Origin of the sequence: Streptomyces sp. NPDC101166 (assembly GCF_044768125.1) — a bacterium.
Lineage (GTDB): Bacteria > Actinomycetota > Actinomycetes > Streptomycetales > Streptomycetaceae > Streptomyces.
Genome location: NZ_JBIWPF010000159.1, coordinates 1 through 1308, shown reverse-complemented (window position 1 = coordinate 1308; position 1308 = coordinate 1). Strand labels below are relative to the sequence as shown.

Sequence of the window (1308 nt, the reverse complement as noted above, 5' to 3'; positions counted from 1 at the left end):
GAGAACTTGTCCTGATCACTGATCATGTCCTCCACGGTCATCGAGCCCGCGATGGCGCGCAGATGACCGATGAACACGTTCTGCACCTTGGTCTCGAGCTCGTCGGTGGGCCGGTCCAGGAACCGCCGCGCCGCATTGGCGATCGAGGTGTAGTCGTCGCCGACCTTGTACATGACCACACCGGTCAGTTGCAGATTGATCTTCTGCCGGCTCACGCACGGCACCACGATCTGGGATTCGTGCGCCTCCAGCGAGATTCGCCGCACCTTGGTCAACCCCGGCGCGACCAGGCACCCGCGCCCGGTGACGATCCGGAACCCCATACTCTCTCCCGACCCGCCCGGCCCCGATCCGGCTCGGAAACCCGAGATGATCAGCGCCTCATCGGGTTCGGCCACGCGCCACGCGAGCCGCAGCAACCCGATTCCGGCCAACAGAACAACGAACACCAACCCGACCAAACCAATGACCAGGATGTCCACGATGCACCTTCATTTCACGGGAACGACTTCGACGGTCCGGCCACCCAGACTGCCGACCACGAGCACCTGAGCGTGCTTGGGAATCGTCGACTCGCTGTCGGCGGCGCGCGCCAGGAACCGTTCGGACCCGGCCCGCACCTCGATCAACACCTCGCCGAGGTGGTCGGGGGTGATCGCGGCCGTCACCCGCGCGAACTTGCCGATCACGTCCGCCGCCATCAACCCACCCCCCGGAACCGCAGCTGTTCGACACCACAAACGCTAATCCCGCGCCGGACAACCGGAAATTTCCTTTACGAAAAACTAACGGGTGCAACCGGTCAGCGGGCTCCGATACGGACCCTGCATGATGGGTTCATGCTCCCCACCGACCATCTCGCTCAGGTAGACCGTCGTCCCGCCGTGATCGACACCCCGCTCGGGATCGTGGGGTTCGGCGTCACCATCGGGTCGGAGCTGCTGCCCACCGGTCCGAACACGCTGTGGCGCTTGCCGAACGGGTCGCATCTGCACCGGTGGCGGCATCGGGACGCCACCGTCGACCTGCTGGTCGGGAGCATCGAGATGCCCGCCTGGGACGGGGGCGCGCCGGTCGCGCTGTGGGCCGGGATCTGGCAGGTGAAGGCGCACAGCGCGGTCCCGGGACTGGTCTTCACGGCCGAATTGACCGATCTGCCCGCCGGGACCACCAGCGGACCGGACACCGGGGAGTGCCTCGCGGCGGTGAGCATCGAGAACGACCACTTCATGGTGTGCATCGGCGGCCCCGACTCCGAACTGCTGGCCATGCAGGCCGAGGACGCGCGCCTCATGCCCGGCAGCTGGG

3 protein-coding genes are annotated in these 1308 nt (G+C 66.5%); 1 reads left to right on the top strand and 2 read right to left on the bottom strand.

Annotation, left to right across the window (positions count from 1 at the left end):
* Both ACIRS4_RS37290 and ACIRS4_RS37285 read right to left on the bottom strand, forming a co-directional pair.
* On the bottom strand, positions 1-482 hold a 482-nt coding region (locus ACIRS4_RS37290; protein WP_404204575.1), incomplete at its 3' end, for a flotillin family protein.
* Positions 483-491: 9 nt separating this feature from the next.
* Complete coding sequence (locus ACIRS4_RS37285) at positions 492-701, bottom strand: hypothetical protein (RefSeq protein WP_357091767.1); 210 nt, start codon at positions 699-701, stop codon at positions 492-494.
* A 138-nt stretch (positions 702-839) separates the two neighbouring features.
* Here ACIRS4_RS37285 and ACIRS4_RS37280 point away from each other — a divergent pair.
* The coding region (locus tag ACIRS4_RS37280) for a hypothetical protein (protein ID WP_404204573.1) at positions 840-1308 on the top strand (469 nt) is incomplete at its 3' end.